Origin of the sequence: uncultured Caulobacter sp., from assembly GCF_947036865.1 — a bacterium.
Classification (GTDB): Bacteria; Pseudomonadota; Alphaproteobacteria; order Caulobacterales; family Caulobacteraceae; genus Caulobacter.
Map to the genome: position 1 here is coordinate 1 of NZ_CAMQSF010000059.1, position 17033 is coordinate 17033.

Here is a 17033-nt window from a genome sequence, read left to right on the forward strand (position 1 = left end):
TTGGGCCGGCGCGGTCTGGGCGGGCGCGGCGGCCGGAGCGGCGGCGGGCGCCGGAGCGGTGGTTTGCTGCTGAGCGACGGCGGCGGTCGAGACCGCGCTGACGGCGATCAGGCTGGCGAGCGCAAGGCGCATAGGCTGGATATCCCCAACAAGACGAGAGGTCGGCATTAAAGCCGACAGGCTGTCCCTCGCAACCCTTATGGCTACCGATTGAGGCGGAGATTGGGTCACAGATGTAATTTTTTCGCGCTTGAAACGAAAACGCCCCCGATCCGCGAGGATCGAGGGCGCTTCGAACGCGTCGGCGGCGAGCGTCAGGCCGCTTCGACGGCGTGCTCGGCCAGGATGGTCAGGCCGTCGGGACCGACATCGGCGAAGCCGCCCTGGATGTCGAACACCTTGGTCGTCGCGCCGTCCTTCACGGTCACCTTGCCTTCGCGCAGGGTGGTCATGAACGGGGCGTGGCCGGCCAGGACGCCGAAGTCGCCTTCCGAGCCCGGAGCCTGGACCAGGTCCACCTCGCCCGAGAACAGTTCGCGCTCGGGGGCGACCAGGGAAAAGTGCAGCTTGGCCATCAGTTGAACGTCTCCTCGACGCCGCCCAGGGCGGCCTCGATGTCTTCATCGGTCTGGATCTCGGTCCCGCAGAAGGGGCAGAAGCGGATGGTGGCCAGCACCACGCCCGTCTCGCCCTCTTCCTCGCGTTCGCCGAGATTCAGCAGGATCAGGCCGCTGTCATGCTCGATGAGGCCGGCGTTGGCGTCCGGAGACACCGCTTCGGCCAGCTCGTCGCAGCAGAAATTGGCCAGGTCCGCGTCTTCGGTCATCAGGCTTCGGCCGCCATCTTCTCGGCCTTGGCCACGGCTTCCTCGATGGCGCCGACCATGTAGAAGGCGCCTTCCGGCAGGTGGTCGTACTCACCGTCCACGATGCCCTTGAACGAGCGGATCGTGTCCTTCAGCTGGACGAAGGCGCCCGGCGTGTTGGTGAACTGCTCGGCGACGTGGAACGGCTGGCTGAGGAAGCGCTGGATCTTGCGGGCGCGGGCCACGATCAGCTTGTCCTCTTCCGACAGCTCGTCCATGCCCAGGATGGCGATGATGTCCTTCAGGGCCTTGTACTGCTGCAGCACTTCCTGGACGCGGCGGGCGACCGTGTAGTGCTCCTCGCCGATGACGAGCGGGTCCATGATCCGCGAGGTCGAGTCCAGCGGGTCCACGGCCGGGAAGATGGCCTGGGCCGCGATGTCGCGCGACAGCACGGTGGTGGCGTCCAAGTGGGCGAACGAGGTGGCCGGCGCCGGGTCGGTCAGGTCGTCGGCGGGCACGTAGATGGCCTGGACCGAGGTGATCGAGCCCTTGTTCGTCGAGGTGATGCGCTCCTGCAGGTTGCCCATCTCGGTGGCCAGGGTGGGCTGGTAGCCCACGGCCGAGGGGATGCGGCCCAGCAGAGCCGACACTTCGGCGCCGGCTTGCGTGAAGCGGAAGATGTTGTCGACGAACAGCAGCACGTCCTTGCCTTCCTCGTCACGGAAGTATTCCGCGATCGAGAGGCCCGTCAGGGCGACGCGGGCGCGGGCGCCCGGGGGTTCGTTCATCTGGCCGTACACGAGGGCGCAACGCGAGCCTTCGGTCGAGCCGCCGTTTTCCTTCGGGTCGACGTTGACCTTGCTCTCGATCATCTCGTGATAGAGGTCGTTGCCTTCGCGGGTGCGCTCGCCGACGCCCGCCAGAACCGAGTAACCGCCGTAAGCCTTGGCGATGTTGTTGATCAGTTCCTGCATCGTCACGGTCTTGCCGACGCCGGCGCCGCCGAACAGGCCGATCTTGCCGCCCTTGGTGTAGGGGCACATCAGGTCGATGACCTTGATGCCGGTGACGAGCACTTCGGCCGTGTTGGTCTGCTCGGCGAAGGTCGGGGCGTCGCGGTGGATCTGGCGATAGAGGTCCGACTTGATCGGGCCCTGCTCGTCGATCGGCTCGCCGACCACGTTCATGATGCGGCCCAGGGTGCCCGGACCGACCGGCACGCGGATCGGGGCGCCGGTGTCGCGCACGGCCTGACCGCGCACCAGACCTTCGGTGGCGTCCATGGCGATGGCGCGGACGGTGTTTTGGCCCAGGTGCTGGGCGACCTCGAACACCAGGCGCTGCCCGGTGGCCTGGTTGACGGTCTCCAGCGCGTTCAGGATCGCCGGCAGAGCGCCGTCGAACTCGACGTCGACGACGGCGCCGATGATCTGGACGAGGCGGCCGGTGGCGCCGTCCAGACCGACCGAGGCGGTCGGGGCCGACGCGGCGGCGGCCTTCGGGGCGGCCGGCTTGCGCGCGGCGGGCTTCTTGGCGGGAGCGGCGGCCGGGGTCTCGGCGGCGGCGGTAGCCTTAGCGGGGGTCTTGGCCATGGCGTGCGGTCTTTCGTGCGTCTCTGCGTGCTTGTGTCGTTAGGCTAGATCAGACGGCTTCGGCGCCGGAGATGATCTCGATCAGCTCCTTGGTGATCTGGGCCTGGCGGGAACGGTTGTATTCGAGGGTGTAGCGCTTGATCATCTCGCCCGCGTTGCGCGTGGCGTTGTCCATCGCGGTCATCTGGCTGGCGTAGAAGCCGGCCATGTTGTCCAAGAGGGCCGAGAGGATCTGGACCGTCAGGTTGCGCGGCAGCAGGGTCTCGAGAATGGCCTCTTCCGAGGGCTCGTACTCGTAGACCGCCGTCGGACCGGCGGGGGCTTCGACGCCCTCGACGGTCGCCGGGATCAGCTGCAGGCCGGTCGGGACCTGCTGCACCACCGACTTGAAGCGGCTGTAGAACAGCGTGACCACGTCGGTCTGACCCGCTTCGTATTCGCGGGTGATCAGGTCGGCGATCGGCTGGGCCACCGACAGGGTCAGCTGGCGGTAGGCCGACAGGTCGAAGGTCTCGACGATCCGGCCGGCATAGGGCTTGGCCAGCTGGGCCGTCACCTTCTTGCCGACGCAGATCACGCGGACGTCCTTGCCCTGCTTGATCAGGCCGTCGATGTGGGCGCGCGCGGCGCGGACGATCGACGAGGTGAAACCGCCCGCCAGGCCGCGATCGGCGGCGGCGACCACCACCAGGTGGCGGTCGTCCTTGCCGGTGCCGGCCAGGAGTTTCGGGGCGCCGTCGCCGGACACGCCGGCGGCGAGGTTGGCGATGACACTGGCCAGACGCCGGGCGTAAGGACGGGCGGCTTCCGCCGCGTCCTGGCTCCGGCGCAGCTTGGCCGCCGCCACCATCTGCATCGCTTTCGTGATCTTTTGCGTCGCTTTGACGCTCGAGATCCGATTGCGCATTTCCTTCAAGCTGGCCATTCGGCGCGACTCTCTCCGAGCGGTTCCGAGGGCTTAGGCGAAGGTCGACGAGAAGCTGTCGAGCGCGCTCTTCAGCGTCGCTTCCAGATCCTTGTCGAGCGCCTTCTTGGTGCGGATGCCTTCCAGCAGGTCGGCGTGCTGGCTGTGCAGGCGGGCCAGGAACTCGGTCTCGAACCGGCGCACGGCCGAGGTCGGGATCTTGTCGAGGTAGCCACGCGTGCCGGCGTAGATCACGCAGACCTGCTCCTCGACCGACTGCGGCGCGTATTGCGGCTGCTTCAGCAGCTCGGTCAGGCGCTCGCCGCGGGCCAGCATCTTCTGGGTCGAGGCGTCCAGGTCGGAGCCGAACTTCGCGAAGGCGGCCATTTCACGGTACTGGGCCAGCTCGCCCTTGATCGGGCCGGCGACCTGCTTCATCGCCTTGATCTGGGCCGACGAGCCGACGCGCGACACCGAGATGCCGACGTTCACGGCCGGACGGATGCCTTGGTAGAACAGGTCGGTTTCCAGGAAGATCTGGCCGTCGGTAATCGAGATCACGTTGGTCGGGATGTAGGCCGACACGTCGTTGGCCTGGGTTTCGATGATCGGCAGGGCCGTCAGCGAGCCCGAACCGTTGTCCTCGTTCAGCTTCGCGGCGCGTTCCAGCAGGCGCGAGTGCAGATAGAAGACGTCGCCCGGATAGGCTTCGCGGCCCGGCGGGCGGCGCAGCAGCAGCGACATCTGACGATAGGCGACGGCTTGCTTCGACAGATCGTCATAGATGATCAGGCCGTGCAGGCCGTTGTCGCGGAACCACTCGCCCATGGCGCAGCCGGCGAACGGGGCCAGGTACTGCAGCGGGGCCGGCTCCGAGGCCGAGGCCACGACGACGGTCGTGTATTCCAGGGCGCCGTGCTCTTCCAGGGTCTTGACGATCTGGGCGACGGTCGAGCGCTTCTGGCCGATGGCGACATAGACGCAGTAGAGCTTGGCGCTCTCGTCCTTGCCGGCGTTCACGGCCTTCTGGTTCAGGATGGTGTCGATGGCGACGGCGGTCTTGCCGGTCTGACGGTCGCCGATGATCAGCTCGCGCTGGCCGCGGCCGACCGGGATCAGGGTGTCGATCGACTTCAGGCCCGTTTGCACCGGCTCGTGCACCGACTTGCGCGGGATGATGCCCGGCGCCTTGACGTCGACGCGGCGACGCTCGGTGTATTGGATCGGGCCCTTGCCGTCGATCGGCTCGCCCAGCGGGTTGACGACGCGGCCCAGGAGGCCCTTGCCGACCGGCACGTCGACGATCTCGCCCAGGCGGCGGACTTCGTCGCCTTCCTTGATCTCGGCGTCGGCGCCGAAGATCACGGCGCCGACATTGTCGCGCTCGAGGTTCAGGGCCATGCCCTTCACGCCGGCCTTCGGGAACTCCAGCATTTCGCCGGCTTGGACGTTGTCCAGGCCGTAGATGCGGGCGATGCCGTCACCGACGGACAGCACCTGGCCGACGTCCGAGACGGCGGCTTCCTCGCCGAAGTTGGCGATCTGCGACTTGAGGATGGCCGAAATCTCGGCGGCGCGGATGTCCATGGTCTTCAGGGCTCTCTGCGATCTAATCTTTTTGGGCGCGCTTATACGCTCAGGCGCGCTTCAGGGCGAATTTCAGGGAATCGAGCTTCGAACGGAGCGAAGCGTCGAAGAGACGCGAACCGACGCGCACCTTCAGGCCGCCCAGCAGGGACGGATCGACGCGCGTGGAAACCTCGGGGGTCTTGCCCAGGGCCTGGGCCAGGGCCGTTTGCACGCCCTTCAGCTGGGCGGGCGACAGGGCGGCGGCCGAGACGACTTCCGCCGTCACCACGCCGCGATGCTTGGCCGACAGCTCGGAAAAGGCCGAGATGGCGCCCAGCAGGTCGGCGACGCGGCCGTTGGCGGCGACGACGCCCAGGAACTTGACGGTCAGCGGCTGGAAGCCGGCCTTCTTGGCCACGGCGGCCAGGCCCTTGCCCTTGTCCTCGGCCGAGAAGGCGGGCGAGGCGATCAGGCGGCGCAGGTCGGCGCTGTCGGCGACCATCGCCTTCAGGCTCTTCAGGTCGGCCTCGACCTGAGTGAGATTGCCGTTCTCGATCGTCAGTTCGAAGAGGGACTGCGCATAGCGCTGACCCGCATCCGTCGCCTTGGTTTCGTCCGCCACTTGGTATCCGCCCGGTGCGTTGCAGTGGCCGCCGACAAGAAGTTTAACCCCTGTCGCGGCTTAAAGGCTTGAGCGCGCTTGAAAAAAGCACATGGACGGTCGGCGCTGCCGCGCCGCCCCGTCCGAAGCCGCGCGCCTGATAACACGGGCCTTTCGCGGTCGCAACCAAGCGGGCGCGGCCTCCGGGTTGTTCAGTCCCCGGCGCGACGGAACACCGCCGACGCCGAGGCGGCCAAAGCCCCGTCGCCGCGCCGCAGTTCGGCCTGGGCGAAGACCAGAGTCCGGGTGGCGCGCTCGATCCAGGCCTTGGACGAAAGGTCGTCGTCGCCGGTCTCGGCGGCGTAGTCGACGGTCATCGACGCCAGGGCCGTTCCCTCGCCCGCGGCCTTGCGCAGAACGGATTCCAGCTGTGCGGAGAGGCTCGTGTCCATGGGCGTCAACTATACCCGCGCGCGAAAAAGAAAAGAGGCGGCGGAGAGGTCCCGCCGCCTCGTGGAGGCGAATACTCGAGGAAACAGCCAGACGGGGCCGGAGAAACGACGACCCCAAAGCGTCTGGGTACTAGGGTAAAGCGATACGTGTTCTTACTTAGCCGCGACCTTGGCCGAGGCGTTGCAGCGGGTCAGGTCGTCGGCGTCCAGCGACTTGGCTTCGCCGGCGAAGGCCGAGACGCGGCCCACTTCCTTGGCGAGCGCCTTGCAGGCGGCCGCGGTGAGGGCCCGCGAGGGGGCTTGGGCCGAGACGCACTCGGCGCCCTCGCAGACGAAGACGGCGCCGCCGGCGACGACCTTGGTCTTGGCCGCCACGGGGGCGTCCAGGGCGGCGGAGATGCGGCCGTCGGCGAAGGCCGAACCGGCGAAAGTCAGGGTGGCGAGGGCGGCGACGGCCGCCAGCGAACGGAGCTTCATCGGAAAAGCCCTCCGGTGTCTGGGGAAGTTGCGGTCAGATCGATGATCGGTGATAAGCTCTACTGGCCGATCGGAACCCGCCACCCTTCCAGGCGTGGCGCACCGGTATCCCCACCAGTGCTTCGGATCCGAACTAAGCATCGCTTAGATATCAGTGATAAGAAATTGCGCAAGGGCAATTTCGCGGTCGGCTCGAATTTTCGGAAAACGAGGGTTTCGGTCCGAAAGCGGCGAAGCGAGCGCGGAAAGGGCGAGGATCGCGCCGCCGCTATGACGGCTGGGAGGCGGTTCGAAAGCTGCCCAGCACAAATCCGCCGATCATCGCCGGAGCCACGGTCAATCGGAGAAGCCAAAGCGGGTCGCTGGGGGAGCCGATCGACATCACGCCGTTGAAGACCAGAAAGACGCCTGGACCAGCGAGCACGCCATAGAGCCACGCTCTACGCCGCCCCAGGACCTTCAGTCCAAGATCGATCAGCGACAGCACGAGGGCGCAGACGGCCAGCAGGGACGGCAGAACGGATGTCAGCGTGACGAGCGCGACCTGAGCCTGGCTGGCTCCCGCGGGATTCAGCGCGGGCATGCAAGCCATGATCGCCGGGCCAGCGAAGCCACTGACCGTAATCGCCAGAAACGCCCAGACATAGCCGATACGTCCCCGGGACCGCTGAGCGCCTCGGCTTTCAAGCGCCCTGTAGCGCGATGCCGCCACCGGCGGGGTTTCACGCTTCCCAAAACTCATCGCGTGCTCCGCTCTAGAACCACGCGACACAATCTAGGGCCGAAAAGCTAAAGTTCTGGTTGATCCGGGAGGTCGAGCACGCCCGATCCCGAGAGCGAGCGCCTAAAGCCCCAGAATCGAGTCGATCCGGCTCTCGGCCTGGGCGTGGATGGCGCGCTCCTCGACCATGCCCTTGGCGCGGGCGTAGCGGCCGTCCTTGCCGGCCCGGCGCTGGATTTCGTCGGCGTTCAGCACCATGCGGGGCTTTTTCGGCGCCGTGAGATCGCCGAGCACGGCGGCGAACAGGGCGCTGATCGTCGCCGCCGCGATCGGTCCGGCCATGCCGATGAGGTCCGCCCCGAACGCCTCCCGCAGGCGGAGGATCAAGACCTCGCGGTTCGGCTGGCGCGCCATCACGCTGATGACCCAGAACACCACGCCCTCGACGGTCAGGGCCAGCAGGATCGACAACGCCACGCCGAGCGGTCGGGGACGAACGAACATCCCGAGCGCCGCGCCGATGATCGCGAAGACGGCCATGGTGATCATGGCGGCGAGCTTAGCCGGATCTGGTCAAGGACCGGTTAAAGCCCGTTCCCCAAGGGCACGGTTGGCCCCGGGCGGCGGGCGGCCATAGTGTCGCGGGAACAACCAGAACAGATGCGCGAGGGAGGCTTGCCCATGGACTTCCACCTGCCGCCGGAGCTGACCGCCTATCTGGCCGAGCTCGACGCCTTCATCGACCGCGAGATCGCGCCGCTGCAGGCCCGCGACGACAACGAGCGGTTCTTCGATCATCGCCGCGAATGGGCCCGCACCGACTGGGACATGGGCGGCCTGCCGCGCCACGAGTGGGAGGAACTGCTGGCCAAGGCCCGCAAGCTGGCCGACCAAGCTGGCCATTACCGCTTCGCCCTGCCCAAGGCCTATGGCGGCCGCGACGGCTCCAACCTCTGGATGGCGGTGATCCGCGAGCATCTGGCGTCCAAGGGCCTGGGCCTCTTCAACGACCTGCAGAACGAACACTCGATCGTCGGCAACAACCCGTTCGTGCTGATGATCCGCGACTTCGGCCGGCCCGACCAGCAGCACCTGATCGAGGACATGCTGGACCGGGGCGCCTTCCGCCCGACCTTCGGCCTGACCGAGCCCGACCATGGCTCGGACGCCACCCACATGGAGACCCGCGCCGTCCGCGCCGAGCATCACGGCGAGGCCGGCTGGCGGATCAACGGCGAGAAGATGTGGACCACGGGCATGCAAGCGGCCACGCACTGCTGCCTGTTCGCCCGCACCTCGGGCGAGGACGGCGACGCGCGGGGCATCACCGCCTTCCTGGTGCCGGCCCACGCGCCCGGCGTGAAGGTCGAGGAGTACCTCTGGACCTTCAACATGCCGACCGACCACCCGCGCGTCAGCTTCACCGACGTCTGGGTCCCCGACAGCGCCATGTTCGGCCCCGAGGGCGGCGGCTTGGCGCTGGCCCAGCACTTCGTGCACGAGAACCGCATCCGCCAGGCGGCCTCCAGCCTGGGCGCGGCGACCTACTGCATCGAGGAGAGCATCAAGTACGCCCGGGCCCGCAAGCCGTTCGGCAAGGCGCTGGCCGAGAACCAGGCCATCCAGTTCCCGATCGTCGAGCTGTCGACCCAGGCCGAGATGCTGCGCCTGCTGATCCGCAAGACCGCCTGGGAGATGGACCAGATGTCGAAGGTCGAGGTGGAGAAGCGCCTCTCCGACAAGGTCTCGATGTGCAACTACTGGGCCAATCGCCTGTGCTGCGAGGCGGCCGACCGGGCCATGCAGATCCACGGCGGCCTCGGCTATTCGCGCCATAAGCCGTTCGAACACATCTATCGCCACCACCGCCGCTATCGGATCACCGAGGGCAGCGAGGAGATCCAGATGCGCAAGGTCGCCGCCTGGCTGTTCGGCTATATGGGTCCGCGCAAGCAGGCCTTCGCGGACCTTTAGGCCCTGCGTCCTTCGAGGCTCGGCTACGCCTCGCACCTCAGGATGAGGCGTTCGCGCGCACCGCTCGGAATTCCTCATCCTGAGGCGCCCGCTCCCAAGCGGGCCTCGAAGGACGCAGGGTGGGAGCCGACATGGATAAGGTTTAACCTGTCGCGACCTGACGTGTATCAATGGACGCGCTATCTAACAGCGGTACGCGAACATACATGTTCGCACTGGGAGAGCCTGATGAACCGACTCGTCCGTAATGTTTCGCGCACGGCCCTGATCGTGGCCATCCCCGCCGCGCTGGCCGGCTGCGGGATCAACACCATCCCCACCCAGGACGAGGCCACCAAGGCCGCCTGGGCCGAGGTGCAGAACCAGTACCAGCGCCGCGCCGACCTGATCCCGAACCTGGTCGCGACCGTGAAGGGCTACGCGGCCCAGGAGAAGGACGTGCTGACCGCCGTCACCCAGGCCCGCGCCAGCGCCACCCAGGTCAAGGTCGACGCCTCGACCATCACCGACCCGGCCCAGTTCCAGAAGTTCGCCGCCGCCCAGGACCAGCTGTCGGGCGTGCTGGGCCGGCTGATGGTGGTGCAGGAGCGCTATCCGGAGCTGAAGTCCAACGAGAACTTCCTGGCGCTGCAAAGCCAGCTGGAAGGCACCGAGAACCGCATCACGATCGCGCGCCGCGACTACAACGCGGCCGCCCAGAAGTACAACACCACCCTGCGGACCTTCCCCAGCATCCTGTGGGCCAAGACGGTCTATAGCGGCCAGAAGCCCGCCCAGCTGTTCCAGGCCACGGCCGCGGCGCAGAGCGCGCCGACGGTGGACTTCTCCAGCCCGCCGACCGCGACCCCGCCGAAGGTCAATTGAGTTGAATATCTTCCGCTTTTCCCCGCGAAAGCGGGGACCCAAGCCGAGCCAGACAGCCTCGCGCGGCGGCGGCGTGGCCAAGTCCGCTTGGGTCCCCGCCGGAGTTCATCCTCGGGCGCGCGCCCCGCGCGACCCGTGGGCGGGGATCAGCGGATTTTTGCTGGCGTTGATGACGGCCCTCACGGTCGCCCTCCCCGCCCTCGCCGACCCGAAGTTCCCGCCTCTGACTGGTCGGGTGGTCGACGACGCCCAGATCCTGTCGCCCCAGACCGAGCAGGACCTGACCGCCAAGCTCGAAAACCTCGAGACCACCACCGGCCGCCAGCTGGTCGTCGCCACCGTGCCCAGCCTGCAGGGCTATCCGATCGAGGACTACGGCTATCAGCTGGGGCGCACCTGGGGGATCGGCGAGAAGGACAAGAACACCGGCGTCATCCTGCTGGTCGCGCCCAACGAGCGGAAGGTGCGGATCGAGGTCGGCTATGGCCTTGAGCCGGTGCTGACCGACGCGCTCTCCAGCGTCATCATCCAGAGCGCGATCCTGCCGAAGTTCCGCGACGGCGACATGCAGGGCGGCATCGTCGCGGGGACCGACGCCCTGGTCGAGCAGCTGTCCCTGCCCGCCGACCAGGCCAAGGCCCGCGTCGCGCAGGCCAGCCAGCCCGAACGCCACAAGGCCAAGGGCTCGCCGATCGCCGGCTTCTTCGTCTTCCTGTTCGTCGTCTTCGTGTTCTCGAGCCTGTTCCGGGGTCGGCGCGGCGGCGACGGCTTCGGCTCGGCCCTGCCATGGATCATCCTGGGCGCGCTGAACAACAGCGGCCGAGGCGGCGGCTGGGGCGGCGGCGACAACGACTGGGGCGGAGGCGGCGGCGGCTTCTCGGGCGGCGGCGGCTCGTTCGGCGGCGGCGGCAGTTCGGGGAGCTGGTGAGATGGCGGTGAAGATGAACCCCCGGGACCTCGACCGCATCGCGGAGGCGGTGGCCAAGGCCGAGACCACCACGGCCGGCGAGATCTTCTGCGTCCTGGCGCCCGAGGTGTCGGACTATCGCGAGACCCCGCTGGTCTGGGCCGCGGCGGCGGCCCTGGTGCTGCCGGCCGGCGCGCTGTTCGCCGGCTTGCGGCCCGAGATGCTGACCCGGCTGTTCGGCGGCTGGGGCGTCGGCCACCACGCCGCGCTGGACGGCGCGATTCTGTCGGCGCTGTCGACCTACATCATCGTCCAGGCCGTGGTCTTCGTGCTCGCGGCCCTCCTGGTGTCGCTGCCGCCGATCCGGCGCGCCCTGACGCCCGCCTCTCTGAAGGCCGCCCGCGTGCGCCGCGCGGCCATGGAGCAGTTCCTGAGCCGCGGCCTGCACGTCACCCGCGACCGCACCGGCGTCCTGATCTTCGCCGCCCTGGCCGAGCGCCGGGTCGAGGTGATCGCCGACGAGGGCATCTACAAAGCCGCGCCCGACACGGTCTGGGACACGGTCGTCGCCGACCTGGTCGACGGCCTCAAGCGCGGCCGGATCGCCGACGGCTTCGTCGCCGCCGTCGGGCGGGCCGGCGCGATCCTGGCCGCCCACGTCCCACCCCGCCCGGACAACCGCAACGAACTGCCGGACGGACTGACGATCCTGCCGAAACGCTGATGTGGGGCGAGATCCTCCTGGAGTTCGCCGCTGATCTTCTGTCGGGGCTCGCCGACCTCGCCGTCGAGGCGAGCTTCAAGAGGCGGCGGGGTCGGCTTTAGGGATGGCCGGACGAGAGCGACGCCTGAGCCTGTTCTTCGTCCTGACCTTCGCGCTCACCTGGGGCGTCGGCGGCCTTTGGCTTTTGCTCCCCAAGACCCTGACCGCCCTGTTCGGCCCATTCGCCTACGGCTCGCCGGCCTATCTGGTCGCCGCCTGCGCGCCCAGTCTCGTCGGACTGAGCCTGACGGCGGTCGAGGACGGCCTCGGCGGCCTGCGGGCGATGGCGCGGCGGCTTTTGCCGGACACGGCCGCGACCTTGATCGTCGCCGTGCTGGCCTTGCCCGCGATCGCCCTCGCGCTGAGCCTCGTCTCGCCGGGGGCCTGGCCGGTGAAGCCCTCCGACGTGCTGGTCGCCACGCCGCTTCTGCTGCTGACCACCGCCCAGCTTGTCCGCAACTCCGGCCCCTGGGGCGAGGAGTTCGGCTGGCGCGGCTACGCCCTGCCCCGTCTGCTGGAGCGCTGGCCGCCGATGACGGCCGGCGTGATCCTAGGCCTCGTCTGGACGCTGTGGCATGTGCCGGCCTTCCTGTTCTCGGGCATCGTCCTGAGCCCGATCGGCGACCTGGGCTGGTACGCCCTGGGGACGGTGGCGTTGTCGCTGCTAATGACCTGGCTGCACGTCCATGGCCGAGGCAGTCTGCTGGTGGCCGGCCTGATCCCGCACGCGATGATCAACGCCCTGGGCGCGACCGGCGCCTGGCGCACGCGGCCCGCCGAGGCCGTGGCGCTGGCCATATTCAGCTTGGCGCTTTTCCGGTTCTGGCCTCCCATGCGGCCAGAACAACAAGACGGAGGAGACCCCCATGGCCAGCATCGATCCGACTCGTGAGCAGTTCGACGCCTTCAAGGCCCTGCCGCGCGACGCGCCGATCCAGATGCTGAACCTGGTGCGGCTGAAGCCGCTGGCCGAGTATCCCCAAGGCCATCCCAATCACGGCCGGGGCCTGACGGGCCTTGAGGCCTATCGCGAGTACGGGCGCACCACCGCCGCCCTGTTCCAGAGCCTGGGCGGACGCCAGGTCTGGGCCGGACGGCCGGAGACCGTGGTCACCGGTCCGACCGACGAGCGGTGGGACCTGGCCTTCATCGCCGAATATCCGAACGCCGGCGCCTTCCTGGCCATGGTGACCAACGCGGACTATCGCGAATGGGTCAAGCACCGCACCGCCGCCGTCGCGGACTCCCGGCTGATCCGCCTGGCGCCCCTGACCCCGGGGGAGGGCTTCGGCGAATAGGGGCGGCCGCCGAAACGACCGCCCCATCCCCTCGTCAGAACGCCTTGCGGACCGTCACGCCCGCCGTGCGCGGCTGACCGACCGCGTAGCCGAGACGCGCCCGGCCGCCGCGTTCGCGGTCGAACGACAGCAGCGCGTTCTCGTCGAACAGGTTGTTGACATAGGCCACCAGATCGACGCCGTCGGCCATCTGCACGCCGACGCTGAGATTGACGATCTCGTAGGCGGGCAGCTTGAGGTTCACCACCGTCGGGACCGTTCCCGTCGCCCCGCCGAAGGCCAGGCCCGAGACGAACGAGCGAGGATTGTTCTCCTGGTCGCTGGCCTGGGTGTAGCGGTCGCCGACGTGCTGGACCGAGGCGTTGATGTAGCCATTGACCCCGTCGCGCAGTTCCTTGGTGTAGGTCACGTCGAACGACACCTGGAACTTGGGCACCGACGGCAGGCGATTGCCGTCCCGGATCCCGCCGATCACCGCGCCCGTCCCGTCCTTGACGGTCGAGTCGAACTGGGCCTCCAGCAGGCTGCCGGACAGGCCGATATCGAGCCCCTGCGCCAGGCGCGCCCGGAACTCGCCCTCGACGCCCTTGGTGTGGGCCTTGGCGACGTTGAACACGACGCGCGAGCTGCACGAGCCGGCGTCCAGCGTCGTCTGCAGGTTCCGGATGTCGGTGTAGAAGGCCGCCGCGTTGAAGGTGACGCCGCCGAAGCGCGACTTCATGCCGCCTTCATAGTTCCACAGGGTCTCGTCCTTGTAGGACTGGTAGCCCCCGAAGATCACCTTGTCCTGAGCCGAGCACAGCGGGATGTTCAGCGGGTCGTTGACGCCGCCCAGCCGGAAGCCCTTCGAGGCCTGGGCGTTGAAGGTCACGTGCTCGTCGGCCTTGTAGCTCAGCAGGAAGCGCGGCGTGAACCCGTTCGACGAGGTCTTGTCGGTGCGGTTGTCGCCGTTGGCGAATAGGCCGCCGGACTTGAACTGGCGCGTTTCGCTGAAGTCGTAGTAGCGGCCGCCCGCCGTCGCGGTCAGCTTGCCGACGGTGTAGTTCACCTCGCCGAACAGGGCCTTCTGCTTGATGTCGTAGGGCAGGTAGGCGTTGTAGGGCGAGTCCGTCCCGAAGCCGTTGGCCACCGCCTTGGAGGTGCCCGCGCCCAGCTTGGCGTCGGTGGCGGCGTCGTAGCCGGGCGTGGGCAGGCGCTGGTTGTAGACGCGCTTGACCTTCGAATAGAAGCCGCCCAGCACCCATTGCAGCGGCCCCTCGCCGGTCGAGGCGGCGCGCAGTTCCTGGGTGTACTGCTTCAGACCCGTCGTATCGACCAGCTTGGACGGCAGCAGCACCGCCGCGGACGGAAAGCCGAGATCGACCGAGACGCTGCCGGTCAGGGCGCTGGCGTCGCGGTTCACGCTGATGTCGCGCTTGATGTAGCTGCTGACCGAGGTCAGGGTCACGCCGTCGAGCTTGACGTTGGCCGTCATGTCGGCCAGCAGCGTGTCGTCGGCGAAGCTTTCGTCCAGCAACAGATACTGCTGCCGCTTGCCCAGGGTGATCTTCGGCCGCGTCGTGGTGTTGGGATTGGCGAAGAGGTTGAAGGTCTCCTGGCGATTGAAGCCGCCGGCCCGGATCTCCTGATAGACGACGCGGGGCGTGAAGCTGACATTGTCGGTCGGCTGGAACAGGAACGACAGGCGCCCGCCCCGGCGCGTTCCGTCATTGACGTTCTTGTCGACCTTGCCGCCCTCGCGCAGCGCGTCGATGAAGCCGCCGTAGCGGGTCAAGTACCCGACCGCGCGCATGGCGACCTTGTCGGACACCGGGGCGTTGAACATGCCCTTGACGCTGCCGCCGAAGGCGTCGCCGCCGGTCAGGTTGGCGTTGGCCTCGAACAGGCCCTCCGACACGCCCAGCTTGGGCTGGTTGGTGATGTAGCGGATCGTGCCGCCCACCGAGCCCGAGCCGAACAGCGTGCCTTGCGGACCGCGCAGCGTCTCGACCCGGTTAAGGTCGAATAGGTCGACATCGGGCGTGAACAGCGACAGCGAAATCACCGATTCGTCGAGATAGACCCCGACCTGCTCCTTGACCCCGGGCTGGTCGCGGACGACCTGGCCGGCGGAGACGCCGCGCACCGACACCTGGCTCTGACCCGGACCGAGATTCTGGATCGTCAGACCGGCGACATTGCGCGACAGGTCTTCCAGCGTCACGGCCCCCGAGCGCTGGATGTCCTTTTCGGTCTGGGCGTTGATCGAGAACGGAATGTCCTGGATCGACGCGTCCCGCTTGGTCGCGGTGACGATGACTTGCTCGATTGTGGTTTGATCCGTCTGCTGCGCCGCCGCCAAGGCTGGAACGGCGACGACGAGGGACAGCGCGCTGACGCCCAGCAGCGCGCGACGCGCCGAACGGCGCGGTGTGGCGATGGTCATGGATTACCTCCCGAACTCCGATTTTCGCGCTCTTTAGGGCGAGCCCCCGGCGCAACCCCAGCGTTCGTCCTTGAAAGGAGGAAAGTCAACTTCAAACGAAGTCGCGTGAAATCAGAGGCTTGGACACCGGTGTCCAGGTCGTTCGAAAGAATCGTATGAAAAATGGGCCGAATTGACGTTGACGCGCGCGTGACCTTTCGCGTCGCGAGAAGCCGGTCTAGGGTGGCCGCCAATTCAAACTAACGTTTAATGGGGAGTGCGCCCTGATGCGCGAAGCGGTCATCGTCTCTTACGCCCGGACCGGCCTGGCCAAGTCCAACCGGGGCGGCTTCAACAACACCCACGGCGCGGCCATGGCCGGCCACGCCATCCAGCACGCGGTCGCGCGCGCCAAGCTGGAAGGCCCCGAGGTCGAGGACGTCGTCCTGGGCTGCGGCGGCCCCGAAGGCGCCACGGGCATGAACGTGGCCCGCAACGCCGCCATCTGGGCCGGCCTGCCGGTCACCACCTCGGGCCAGACGGTCAACCGCTTCTGCTCGTCGGGCCTGCAGGCGATCGCCACGGCGGCCAACTATGTCCGCAACGACGGCGCGCCGGTCGCCATCGGCGGCGGCGTCGAGTCGATCTCGCTGGTGCAGGGCGGCGGCCACATGAACCGCTTCCACATCACCGAAGACAAGCTGATGAAGGAAAAGCCGGCCTTGTGGATGGCGATGATCGACACCGCCGACATCGTCGCCAAGCGCTACAATATCAGCCGCGAATACCAGGACGAATATTCGCTGCGCAGCCAGCAGCGCATCGCCGCCGCCCAGGCCGCCGGCCTGTTCGACGACGAAATCGTCCCGATGGCCACCAAGATGAAGGTGGTCAACAAGGAGACCAAGGAAGAGAGCCTGGTCGACTACGTGGTCACCAAGGACGAGTGCAATCGTCCGGACACCACGCTGGAAGGCCTCGCCAAGCTGGAGCCCGTCAAGGGCCCGGGCAACTTCATCACCGCCGGCAACGCCAGCCAGCTGTCGGACGGCGCGGCCGCCGTGGTGGTCATGGAAGCCAAGGAAGCCGCCAAGCGCGGCCTGGAGCCGCTGGGTCTGTTCAAGGGCTTCGCCATCGCCGGCTGCGAGCCGGACGAGATGGGCATCGGCCCGGTCTTCGCCGTGCCGCGCCTTCTGGAACGTCACGGCCTGAAGGTCGACGACATCGATATCTGGGAGCTGAACGAGGCCTTCGCCTCGCAGTGCCTCTACAGCCGCGATCGCCTGGGCATCGATCCGGAGAAGTACAACGTCAACGGCGGCTCGATCGCCATCGGCCACCCGTTCGGCATGACCGGCGCCCGCTGCGCCGGCCACCTGCTGCTGGAAGGCAAGCGCCGCAAGGCCAAGCTGGGCGTCGTGACCATGTGCATCGGCGGCGGCATGGGCGCCGCCGGCCTGTTCGAAATCTTCTGATTTCGATCAGGACGGAGAACGGCGCCCATCACTCCAAGACGGCCGAGATCGCTGCTCGCGATCTCGGCGGGGCGCCGCCGGCCTGTTCGAAATCTTCTGATTTCGATCAGGACGGAGAACGGCGCCCATCACTCCAAGACGGCCGAGATCGCTGCTCGCGATCTCGGCGGGGCGCCGCCGGCCTGTTCGAAATCTTCTGATTTCGATCAGGACGGAGAACGGCG

At 67.7% G+C, this 17033-nt stretch carries 18 protein-coding genes and 1 pseudogene; 8 read left to right on the forward strand and 11 right to left on the reverse strand.

Annotated features, from left to right (window positions below):
• Positions 1 to 314: 314 nt before the first annotated feature.
• The 10 genes from Q0V34_RS18985 to Q0V34_RS19030 all read right to left on the reverse strand — a co-directional run bounded on the left by Q0V34_RS18985 (position 315) and on the right by Q0V34_RS19030 (position 7673).
• Positions 315 to 575 carry an ATP synthase F1 subunit epsilon gene (locus Q0V34_RS18985; protein WP_297515358.1) on the reverse strand — a complete coding sequence of 87 codons (261 nt, stop codon included), beginning with the start codon at positions 573 to 575 and terminating at the stop codon, positions 315 to 317.
• Complete coding sequence (locus Q0V34_RS18990) at positions 575 to 826, reverse strand: hypothetical protein (protein WP_010921275.1); 252 nt, start codon at positions 824 to 826, stop codon at positions 575 to 577. Before Q0V34_RS18990 ends, Q0V34_RS18985 begins: the two co-directional genes overlap by 1 nt.
• Positions 826 to 2400 (reverse strand): F0F1 ATP synthase subunit beta, encoded by a 1575-nt coding sequence (gene atpD / locus Q0V34_RS18995; protein ID WP_297515366.1) that lies wholly within the window; start codon positions 2398 to 2400, stop codon positions 826 to 828. Before atpD ends, Q0V34_RS18990 begins: the two co-directional genes overlap by 1 nt.
• 49 nt (positions 2401 to 2449) lie before the next feature.
• Entirely contained in the window at positions 2450 to 3325 is an 876-nt protein-coding gene (locus Q0V34_RS19000) for a F0F1 ATP synthase subunit gamma (protein ID WP_297515369.1), read from the reverse strand.
• 33 nt (positions 3326 to 3358) lie between these two features.
• Positions 3359 to 4891, reverse strand: coding sequence for a F0F1 ATP synthase subunit alpha (gene atpA / locus Q0V34_RS19005; protein ID WP_297515372.1), 1533 nt, complete (start codon positions 4889 to 4891; stop codon positions 3359 to 3361).
• A gap of 49 nt (positions 4892 to 4940) precedes the next feature.
• Positions 4941 to 5495, reverse strand: a complete 555-nt coding sequence (locus Q0V34_RS19010; protein ID WP_297515374.1) for a F0F1 ATP synthase subunit delta — start codon at positions 5493 to 5495, stop codon at positions 4941 to 4943.
• A gap of 191 nt (positions 5496 to 5686) precedes the next feature.
• Positions 5687 to 5926, reverse strand: coding sequence for an acyl-CoA thioesterase domain-containing protein (locus tag Q0V34_RS19015; protein WP_297515377.1), 240 nt, complete (start codon positions 5924 to 5926; stop codon positions 5687 to 5689).
• Between the two features lie 153 nt (positions 5927 to 6079).
• A complete protein-coding gene (locus Q0V34_RS19020) occupies positions 6080 to 6403 on the reverse strand; it encodes a hypothetical protein (protein WP_297515378.1) in 324 nt (107 codons plus the stop codon).
• A gap of 268 nt (positions 6404 to 6671) precedes the next feature.
• Positions 6672 to 7145 (reverse strand): hypothetical protein, encoded by a 474-nt coding sequence (locus Q0V34_RS19025; RefSeq protein WP_297515381.1) that lies wholly within the window; start codon positions 7143 to 7145, stop codon positions 6672 to 6674.
• A 102-nt stretch (positions 7146 to 7247) separates the two neighbouring features.
• Positions 7248 to 7673, reverse strand: coding sequence for a hypothetical protein (locus tag Q0V34_RS19030; protein WP_297515383.1), 426 nt, complete (start codon positions 7671 to 7673; stop codon positions 7248 to 7250).
• Positions 7674 to 7799: 126 nt separating this feature from the next.
• Here Q0V34_RS19030 and Q0V34_RS19035 point away from each other — a divergent pair, with 126 nt between their 5' ends.
• The 7 genes and pseudogenes from Q0V34_RS19035 to Q0V34_RS19065 all read left to right on the forward strand — a co-directional run bounded on the left by Q0V34_RS19035 (position 7800) and on the right by Q0V34_RS19065 (position 12930).
• A complete protein-coding gene (locus Q0V34_RS19035; RefSeq protein WP_297515386.1) occupies positions 7800 to 9098 on the forward strand; it encodes an acyl-CoA dehydrogenase family protein in 1299 nt (432 codons plus the stop codon).
• A gap of 2 nt (positions 9099 to 9100) precedes the next feature.
• Positions 9101 to 9218 (forward strand): annotated as a pseudogene (locus Q0V34_RS19040) (hypothetical protein); the annotation flags it as partial.
• 108 nt (positions 9219 to 9326) lie between these two features.
• Positions 9327 to 9962 (forward strand): LemA family protein, encoded by a 636-nt coding sequence (locus Q0V34_RS19045; protein ID WP_297515390.1) that lies wholly within the window; start codon positions 9327 to 9329, stop codon positions 9960 to 9962.
• A 169-nt stretch (positions 9963 to 10131) separates the two neighbouring features.
• Positions 10132 to 10890: a TPM domain-containing protein gene (locus tag Q0V34_RS19050; protein ID WP_297515393.1), complete on the forward strand. Its 759-nt coding sequence runs from the start codon at positions 10132 to 10134 to the stop codon at positions 10888 to 10890.
• Position 10891: 1 nt separating this feature from the next.
• On the forward strand, positions 10892 to 11593 hold the full coding sequence (locus Q0V34_RS19055) for a TPM domain-containing protein (protein WP_297515395.1): 702 nt from the start codon (positions 10892 to 10894) through the stop codon (positions 11591 to 11593).
• A 103-nt stretch (positions 11594 to 11696) separates the two neighbouring features.
• Positions 11697 to 12524 (forward strand): type II CAAX endopeptidase family protein, encoded by an 828-nt coding sequence (locus Q0V34_RS19060; protein WP_297515398.1) that lies wholly within the window; start codon positions 11697 to 11699, stop codon positions 12522 to 12524.
• On the forward strand, positions 12499 to 12930 hold the full coding sequence (locus tag Q0V34_RS19065) for a DUF1330 domain-containing protein (RefSeq protein WP_297515401.1): 432 nt from the start codon (positions 12499 to 12501) through the stop codon (positions 12928 to 12930). Before Q0V34_RS19060 ends, Q0V34_RS19065 begins: the two co-directional genes overlap by 26 nt.
• Before the next feature lie 34 nt (positions 12931 to 12964).
• Here the strand turns inward: Q0V34_RS19065 and Q0V34_RS19070 are convergent, their stop codons facing one another.
• Positions 12965 to 15355 (reverse strand): TonB-dependent receptor, encoded by a 2391-nt coding sequence (locus Q0V34_RS19070; RefSeq protein ID WP_297515404.1) that lies wholly within the window; start codon positions 15353 to 15355, stop codon positions 12965 to 12967.
• Between the two features lie 266 nt (positions 15356 to 15621).
• Here Q0V34_RS19070 and Q0V34_RS19075 point away from each other — a divergent pair, with 266 nt between their 5' ends.
• A complete protein-coding gene (locus Q0V34_RS19075; protein WP_297515406.1) occupies positions 15622 to 16809 on the forward strand; it encodes an acetyl-CoA C-acyltransferase in 1188 nt (395 codons plus the stop codon).
• Positions 16810 to 17033: the final 224 nt, after the last annotated feature.

What these genes read in the sequence shown, in the direction of transcription:
- Q0V34_RS18985 (WP_297515358.1), bottom strand. Translation starts at nt 575, where the DNA reads ATGGCCAAGCTGCACTTTTCCCTGGTCGCCCCCGAGCGCGAACTGTTC.
- Q0V34_RS18990 (WP_010921275.1), bottom strand. Translation starts at nt 826, where the DNA reads ATGACCGAAGACGCGGACCTGGCCAATTTCTGCTGCGACGAGCTGGCC.
- atpD (WP_297515366.1), bottom strand. Translation starts at nt 2,400, where the DNA reads ATGGCCAAGACCCCCGCTAAGGCTACCGCCGCCGCCGAGACCCCGGCC.
- Q0V34_RS19000 (WP_297515369.1), bottom strand. Translation starts at nt 3,325, where the DNA reads ATGGCCAGCTTGAAGGAAATGCGCAATCGGATCTCGAGCGTCAAAGCG.
- atpA (WP_297515372.1), bottom strand. Translation starts at nt 4,891, where the DNA reads ATGGACATCCGCGCCGCCGAGATTTCGGCCATCCTCAAGTCGCAGATC.
- Q0V34_RS19015 (WP_297515377.1), bottom strand. Translation starts at nt 5,926, where the DNA reads ATGGACACGAGCCTCTCCGCACAGCTGGAATCCGTTCTGCGCAAGGCC.
- Q0V34_RS19020 (WP_297515378.1), bottom strand. Translation starts at nt 6,403, where the DNA reads ATGAAGCTCCGTTCGCTGGCGGCCGTCGCCGCCCTCGCCACCCTGACT.
- Q0V34_RS19025 (WP_297515381.1), bottom strand. Translation starts at nt 7,145, where the DNA reads ATGAGTTTTGGGAAGCGTGAAACCCCGCCGGTGGCGGCATCGCGCTAC.
- Q0V34_RS19030 (WP_297515383.1), bottom strand. Translation starts at nt 7,673, where the DNA reads ATGATCACCATGGCCGTCTTCGCGATCATCGGCGCGGCGCTCGGGATG.
- Q0V34_RS19045 (WP_297515390.1), top strand. Translation starts at nt 9,327, where the DNA reads ATGAACCGACTCGTCCGTAATGTTTCGCGCACGGCCCTGATCGTGGCC.
- Q0V34_RS19050 (WP_297515393.1), top strand. Translation starts at nt 10,132, where the DNA reads ATGACGGCCCTCACGGTCGCCCTCCCCGCCCTCGCCGACCCGAAGTTC.
- Q0V34_RS19055 (WP_297515395.1), top strand. Translation starts at nt 10,892, where the DNA reads ATGGCGGTGAAGATGAACCCCCGGGACCTCGACCGCATCGCGGAGGCG.
- Q0V34_RS19060 (WP_297515398.1), top strand. Translation starts at nt 11,697, where the DNA reads ATGGCCGGACGAGAGCGACGCCTGAGCCTGTTCTTCGTCCTGACCTTC.
- Q0V34_RS19065 (WP_297515401.1), top strand. Translation starts at nt 12,499, where the DNA reads ATGGCCAGCATCGATCCGACTCGTGAGCAGTTCGACGCCTTCAAGGCC.
- Q0V34_RS19070 (WP_297515404.1), bottom strand. Translation starts at nt 15,355, where the DNA reads ATGACCATCGCCACACCGCGCCGTTCGGCGCGTCGCGCGCTGCTGGGC.
- Q0V34_RS19075 (WP_297515406.1), top strand. Translation starts at nt 15,622, where the DNA reads ATGCGCGAAGCGGTCATCGTCTCTTACGCCCGGACCGGCCTGGCCAAG.